6 protein-coding genes are annotated in these 7,245 nt (G+C 72.6%); all 6 read left to right on the forward strand.

The window, feature by feature from the left end; genetic code table 11:
* A partial coding sequence (locus tag VIB55_RS01345; protein ID WP_331874861.1) for an FHA domain-containing protein occupies positions 1-204 on the forward strand: 204 nt, incomplete at its 5' end.
* A 7-nt stretch (positions 205-211) separates the two neighbouring features.
* The gene (locus VIB55_RS01350) at positions 212-1,783 is read left to right on the forward strand and encodes a penicillin-binding transpeptidase domain-containing protein (protein WP_331874862.1); all 1,572 of its coding nucleotides are present in this window, start codon (positions 212-214) and stop codon (positions 1,781-1,783) included.
* Positions 1,783-3,429 carry an FtsW/RodA/SpoVE family cell cycle protein gene (locus VIB55_RS01355; RefSeq protein ID WP_331874863.1) on the forward strand — a complete coding sequence of 549 codons (1,647 nt, stop codon included), beginning with the start codon at positions 1,783-1,785 and terminating at the stop codon, positions 3,427-3,429. Before VIB55_RS01350 ends, VIB55_RS01355 begins: the two co-directional genes overlap by 1 nt.
* A complete protein-coding gene (locus tag VIB55_RS01360) occupies positions 3,426-4,658 on the forward strand; it encodes a PP2C family protein-serine/threonine phosphatase (protein WP_331874864.1) in 1,233 nt (410 codons plus the stop codon). The genes VIB55_RS01355 and VIB55_RS01360 overlap by 4 nt, the downstream gene beginning before the upstream one ends.
* On the forward strand, positions 4,655-5,707 hold the full coding sequence (locus tag VIB55_RS01365) for an FHA domain-containing protein (RefSeq protein ID WP_331874865.1): 1,053 nt from the start codon (positions 4,655-4,657) through the stop codon (positions 5,705-5,707). The genes VIB55_RS01360 and VIB55_RS01365 overlap by 4 nt, the downstream gene beginning before the upstream one ends.
* 328 nt (positions 5,708-6,035) lie before the next feature.
* Positions 6,036-7,245, forward strand: a 1,210-nt coding sequence (locus VIB55_RS01370; RefSeq protein ID WP_331874866.1) for a serine/threonine-protein kinase, incomplete at its 3' end; no start/stop codon positions are given.

Consider the following 7,245-nt stretch of genomic DNA (forward strand, 5'->3'; position numbering starts at 1 on the left):
TTCGCCACGGGCGACCGCTACATGTCGGGCCGGCACGCCCGCTTCCGCAGCCAGGGCGGGCGGGTGACCGTGAGCGACCTGGATTCCAAGAACCGCACCTACGTCAACGAGCAGCCGATTCCCCCGCACGAGGAGCGCCCGCTGAACCCGGGCGACACCGTGCGGATGGGGAACACCGTGCTGCGCCTGACCCACGCCGGCTGAACCCACCGTGCTGGAAACCGCTCTCAACTGGGTGCTGCGCGCCGCCCTGCTGGCCTTTGGAGCCGGCGCGCTGATCGCGCTGCTCCGCTGGATGAGCCAGGCCATCCGCGAACGGCGCGAGCGCTGGGCCATCCGCCTGGCCATCGGCATGCTGATGTTCGCCGCGATCTATGCCTTCGGGCACGCGCGCATGCTCATGCAGGCCGAGGAGCTGGAGGAGGGCCGCCTGGCCTGGCGCCGCTTCGGCGACCCGCGCGAAAGCGAGCGCAACCGCGGCGAGGTGCGCGGGTGGATCATGGACTGCACCAACGAGCCCGCCAACGCGCTCGCCCGCTACGGCGTGCGCGACGGCGAGGTGCAGCGCGTGTATCCGCTGGGCGAGGGCGGCGCCAACCTGATCGGCGGGGGGACTGGCGACGACGACCGCAACTACACCGTGGAGCGGGTGTTCGCCCGCCACCTGCGCAAGCCGCTGAGCTTCGCCGAGCAAGGGCAGCTCCACCCCGTGGGCACGGACCTTCAGCTCACCATCTGCAGCGCCCCCATGCGCCGCGCCTGGTCGCTGCTGCAGCAGACGGGGCTCAACGGCGCCATCATCGTGCAGGACGTCAACACCGGCGCGCTGGTGGCCTACGCCGCGACGGGCAAGGCCGACGAGCCGCCCTTCGGCATCAAGCGGTATGCGCCCCCGGGCTCCGTCTTCAAGCTGGCCCTGGCCGCGCTCTGGTGGGAAAACAACCTGCCGGAGATGGAGATGGGGTGCCCGCCGGAGATCCAGGTGGGGCGCGCACGCATCCGCAACTTCGAAAGCTCGTCGTATCCCTCGCTGCAAGTGCCGCGTGAGATGCTGCGCTACTCGTGCAACACGGCCGCCGTGCAGATGGCCAACTACGCGCGCCAGCGGCTGGGCGCCGAGGCCTTTCACGACGCCTACAAGCGCTTCGGATTCCTCACCTACTCCGAGGGCCCGCCCTCCGCGGCCGAAAAGGGCTTCTGGAACACGGAGAACGAGGCCTGGGCCGAGCGCATGACGCCGCCGCCCTCGCGCGTTCGCCTGCTGCAGCGCTTCAACCAGCACGAGTGGGGGCAGATCGCCATCGGGCAGGGGCCCGTGGACGTGACGCCGCTTTCCGTTTCCCGCTTCATCCAGTCGATCGGCAACGGCGGGGTGATGCTGCCGCCGACGATCGAGGCCGACCGGCTGAACAACCTCCCCGAAGGCACGCGGGTGATGAAGCAGACCACCTCGCAGAAGCTGATGCAGGCCATGCTCCTGGTGGTGGACTCCGGCACCGCCGCATCCGCGCAGCCGCGGCTGGCGGGAACGGGATGGGACATGGGCGGCAAGACGGGCTCGGCCGACGTGGCCGGCCGCGCGCGCGCCGACGGCTGGTTCGCCGGGCTGATGTTCGATCCCGAGCGGCGCCCCCGCTACACCGTGGTCGTCTACCTGCAGAGCGGCGCGCCGGGCGGGCGCATCCCCGCCGCCATCGGTGCCGAGATGACGCGCTTCATGGCCAGCCAGGCGCGCGCCCAGGACCGGGGCGAAGACCAGGCCGCCGCGCGGAAGGAGGACTGATGGCGCTTCGCGACCTGTTCAAGCGGCGCGGGGGCACCGGCGGCGGCGGCCCTGAAGGCGTCACCATCGCGCTGAAGGCGCACAACCGGCCCGCGGAGCAGCGCAGCGGCCGGGTGATGCCGGGGCCGCTGTGGTGGGGGCTGCTGCTGGCCTCGCTCTTCTACATCGCCGCGCACTTCTCCATCGTGGCGGCGGTGTGGCCCATCCACGGCACGTCCACGGGATCGGGGGGCACGCTCATCCGCGACGGCATCGCCCTGGGCGCGTGGATCGCCGTGCTGGTGGCGCTCCGCAGCCTGGGGTACCGTGGCAGCTGGGCCATCGTGGTGTTCCCCATCCTGATCTTCTGCCTGACGCGGCCCACGCAGTTCCAGCTGTTCAGCGACCCGTCGTACCAGGCGGCCGGCAAGGTGCGCGGCGCCGCCAACGACGCCAAGGCCACCCGCGCGCGGCTTTCGACCATCGAGCGCACCTACGACGACGAGCGCAAGCAGATCGTCTACCAGGGCCCGCCGCCCCCGCTCCCCGACCCGTTCGCGAAGGCGGTGGAGCAGGAGGCGCGCGGGCGCGGCTTCATCTCGCGGAGCGCAGCGCACTTCACGGTGTTCATCGCCCCGTTTGCGCTGCTGGTGGGCTTTCTCCTGTCGCGCGAGCCGCGGGTGATGCGGTGGGTGCGCGATCGAAGGCTGATCCCGTTCATCCCCACGCTGGGCGTGTTCTTCGTCCTCACCATCGGATTCACGCAGCTGGGCAAGGTGGGGGGGATGACGCCGTGGGAACTGTTCCTCCCGGTGTTCATCGTCATCTGGGCGGCCACGCTGGCCGAGGACGCGTACAACCTGGCCCGGCCGGGCCAGGTGGTGGACCCGCGGCGCCTGGCGAACCTGTTCCTGTACGGCGCCATGCCGGTGATCCCCTTCCTGATCATCCGCGAGCTGGGCCTTTCCATCGTGCTGGCGGGGTCCATGGCCGCCATGCTGCTGGTGGGCACGCGGCGCGGATGGTGGGCGGGGCTGATGCTGGCCGTGTGGGCGGTGCTGGTGTTCGCCGCCTTCCGCGTGGACGAGCGCTCGGCCACCCGCCTGGAGCTGGCGTACGACCCGTACAAGGACGCGTCGGCGATGGGCGAGGAGGAGGCGGAAAAGTGGGCGGCCAAGCTTCACCAGATGAAGCTGTTCGACGCCAACGTCACCACCGGCGGGCTGCTGGGCGAGGGGCCCGGCCGCGGCCATGCGGAAACGGCGCCCAACGCGGCCGACGACGGCTACATCACCGCCATCGCCACGCACTGGGGATGGGCGGGCGCGGTGTCCATCGTGCTGGTGTACACGCTGTTCATCGTGCAGTTGCTGAGCGCCGCCGCGCGCGAGACGGGCGCCTTCGAGCGAACGCTGCTCACGGGCGTGGCCATGCTCATCGGCATCCCCTTCTGGCTGGCGACGCTGGGGGGCATCCGCCTGATCCCGCTGACCGGCGTGGCCACCGCCTTCGCCGCGCACGGGGGCGCCAAGCTGCTGGCCTCGGCGCTGGCGGTGGGGCTGGCGGCGGGGGTCAGCCACCGCAGGGCACGGGAAGAGATGTTCGACGAGGCACTCGCCGCGCCCGGCACTGCCGAGCCGCGCGCCAAGGGGATCCGCATCCGATGAGCGACGACACGCAGCCCACGCCCGCCGCGCCCCGCCCGTCCGGCCCGGCGCTCCCCGAAACCCGCGCGCTGGGGATGGTGCCCCTGCACGGGATGCTCTTCGACATTGCGGGGGCCAGCGCGCAGGGCCCGCGGGCGGAGAACCAGGACGCGTTCAGCGTCGACACCTTCACCCAGCGGATGTTCGTCGCCGTGGCGGACGGCATGGGCGGCGAGCGCGCCGGCCGCGTGGCCGCCGACACCGCGTTGACGGCGCTGATGCAGGGCGGCGACATCCGCAGCCTGGACGCGGCCCGCTACGCCCTTCGCCACGCGGACGAGACGGTGGCCCGCCTGGCCCAGCAGTCCCCCGGCGACCGCGGGGGGATGGGGTGCGCGCTGGCGCTGCTGGCCCTGGCCACGGACCGCGCGGGGAACCCCGGCTGGGTGGGGGCCCACGTGGGCGACGTGCGCATCATCAGCCGGGGGCCGGACGGCACCGTGCGGCTGGAGACGCGCGACCACACCCCGGCCTACGCGCGCTGGGAGGCGGGGGAGATCGCGCTGGACGAGGTGCCCGACAGCCCCGGCAGCAACCGCCTGCAGCGCGCCGTGGGCCGCGGGGGCGAGGCCGACGCGGTGTGGATCCCGGTGCGCCCCAACTGGACGTACCTGCTGATCAGCGACGGGGTGACCAAGGCCATGCGGCTCGACGAGCTGGGCGAGGCCATGGCCCTTCCGTCGGCGGAGCAGATCTGCGCGGCCATCACCCGCAAGGTCGAGGAGCGCGGGCCCGACGACAACTACACGGCGGTCGCGGTGCGCGTGCTGGGCGACGGGGGCGGCGCCACCATCCCTTCGCCCCCGCCGCGCGGAGGCGCGCAGATCGCCGCCGCGGTGTCGGAGTCCCCGCGCCGCGAGCACGCCAACCTGGTGCACGAGAGGAACGACGACGTGAACGGCAGACGCGGGTCCATCCTTCCGACGCTGCTGTCGCTGCTGGCGCTGGCGGTGGGCGGGTTCGCCCTGTGGACGGCCATGCAGGCCGGCCGCGGCCCCGATCCCGCCGTCGCGGCGCAGATCGACAGCCTGCGCGCCGAGGTGCGCGGGCTCAGCAGCCGCGTGGCCACGCCGCGCGACAGCCTTTCGCTGATCGGCGGCACCGACACGGCGGCGCCCGCCGCCGGGGCCGCCCCGGTGCCATCCGCCCCCGCCGGGCAGGCGCCGGCCAACCCAACCGCACGCCCATGACCGACTTTACCCCCGCGTCGCGCCCGCACGAGAACATCGACGGGGAGCCGCTGCTCGATTCGTTCCTGCGCGAAGCCATCCCCGAGATCAAGCTGGCGCTGGGCGACCTGATCGACCGCGACAACTCGCGGGCGATCCCCGACAAGTACGTGAAGATGCTGCCGCTGACGACGCTGGTCGTCACCCTGCGTCCCGACGCCGCCCAGGCCATCGCCGACATGGCGGCGGACCTGGAAGAGGACCTGACGGACTCGGTGATGCGGCACGGCTCGCTGTACGACCGCGACTACAAGGTGCGCCTCAAGGAGGCCGGCTCGCGCGGCGCGCCGCTCTTCCGCGTGTCGACGCAGCCGGCCGGGCAGCCGGACCCGGCGCCCATCGTCCCCGCGCCGCCGCCGCCCGCTCCCCCTCCGCCGCCCCGCGCGCCGGACCCGGAGCCCACGATGGCCGCGCCCCGGCACGATCACGCGCCCCCCTCGCCCCTGCCGTCGGTTCCGGCGTGGGTGGCCCCCGGCCCGCCGCCTACGGTGGACCCCGACGCCACGAGGGTGGAGGGCATCCCCTCCGCCCCCGCGCCGGCGCCGAAGCCGCGCTCCAACTTCCCCGCGGGGCGCTACGAGCTGCGCGTGGAGGACGAGGACGGCACCGAGCGCGAGCGCCTGCCCATCCAGGGGGAGACGGTCAGCGTGGGCCGGCACACGGACGACCCGGCGCTGCGCAGCGACATCCAGCTCACGGGCGCGCCCAACGTCAGCCGCCGGCAGCTGGCGCTGGTGTGGGAGGAGCGCGACGGAAAGCCGGGGTTCCTGGTGTATAACCTGGGGCTGAACGGCATCCACGTGGGCGACCGCGAGGTGTCGGGCGCCAACACGGGGAAGGGTGAGATGAAGCTCGATGGGCTGGATGGCCACAGCATCTGGCTGGCCCCGGGCGACGCCCTGCGCATCGGCGGCCACGGCCCGGTGGTGCGGATCCTGGAGAAGGGCGCCGATGCCGACGCCGAGGTGCCGGAGATCGCCGACGACCCGGACAAGACGCAGTTCGGGTGAACGGCAGTGCGAGAGTGCGAGAGTGCGAAAGTGCGTGAGTGCGTGCGTGAGTGCGTGAGTAAACTTCGATAGGGATCGGCTGCGTTCGGCGTCAGGGCGGAGGCCCCCCTCTCCCGACCTCTCCCCCGCAAACTGCGCGGGAGAGAGGTGCCAGTGCGGCGCGTCTGGCGCGGCGCGATCACGAAACAACTGGCGGGCCCTCCCGTACTACCACTTTCGCACTTTCGCACTCACGCACTAACGCACTTACGCACTTCCTCTTACCTTTGGAGGATGTGCGGGGTGAGGGGACGGGGTTGGGATCACCCCATCGCCTGAGAGGGCACCGATGTCGGGCTTGGCGCAGTTTCTTGTAGGCCACGTCCTGAACGAGCGATACCGGCTGGATTCGGTGCTCGGGCAGGGCGGGTTCGGCGTGGTGTTCCGCGCCGCGGACCTTCAGCGCGACCGCGAGGTGGCGGTGAAGGTGATGGATCCGCCGCGCGGAATGGGCCCCGCCGAAACGGAGCGGATGCGCCAGCGCTTTCAGCGCGAGGCGGCCGTCGCCGCGCGCCTGCCCATGCACCCCAACCTGGTGCCCGTGCTGGACGTGGGCTCGGACGCGCGCGTCGACTTCCTCGTCATGCAGCTGCTGCGGGGCGAAAGCCTGCGCGAGCGGCTGGCCCGCGAGGAGCCCCTGGGGCTGCGCACGGCGCTCCACATCCTCCGCGAAACGGCGCGGGGCGTGGCCGCCGGGCACGAGATCGGCCTGGTGCACCGCGACCTGAAGCCCGCCAACATCTTTTTGGAGGGCGACGGTCCGGAGCCGTCCGTCCGCGTGCTGGACTTCGGCATCGCCAAGGTGCTGAACGATGCGGAAGACGAGGAGACGCGCACGCACCTGACCATGCCCGGCGAGTGGTTCGGCAGCGAGTTCTACTGCGCGCCCGAGCACCTTCGCCGCGAGCCCGTCACCCGCACGGCCGACGTCTTCAGCCTGGGCGTGGTGGCGTTCGAGGTGCTCACGCGCACGCGCCTGTTCACGCGCGAAGACCAGAACCGCCGTCGCGCGGGGCTGCCCGTGCCCATTCCGTCTCTCGTTGCCCGCAACCCGCAGGTGCCGCGCGACGTGGAATGGATCGTCCGCCGCGCGCTGCTGGACGACGCGAGCCAGCGCTTCGCGAACGCGGGCGAGATGGCCACCGAGCTGCACCGGGCCATCTCCAGCCTCCGCCGGGCCGCAGACCAGCCCGTGGAGGCCGCCGAGACCGTGGCCGTCCCCGCGCAGGAGCGGCGCGCCGTGTCGGTGGAGCCGGACGAGGCCACGGTTGCCGTCGCCGCTCCGGCGCAGGCGGGGTTCTTCTCGTTTGCCCGCCGCAAGGTGGACCTGGCGGACGATCCGCTCTCCGCCGAGATGGAAAAGGTGCGCTGGCGGCGGATGAAGACGCTGGCCGCGCGCGCCGCGGTGGTGGCCGTCCTGGCGAGCGGAGGCGTGATGGGCGGCATCGCGCTCGCGGCCAACCGCGCGTACGAGGGCGCGCCCGCCGCGCCGGCCCGCG

The sequence above is a fragment of the Longimicrobium sp. genome, assembly GCF_036554565.1.
In the GTDB taxonomy this organism is placed as follows: Bacteria; Gemmatimonadota; Gemmatimonadetes; order Longimicrobiales; family Longimicrobiaceae; genus Longimicrobium.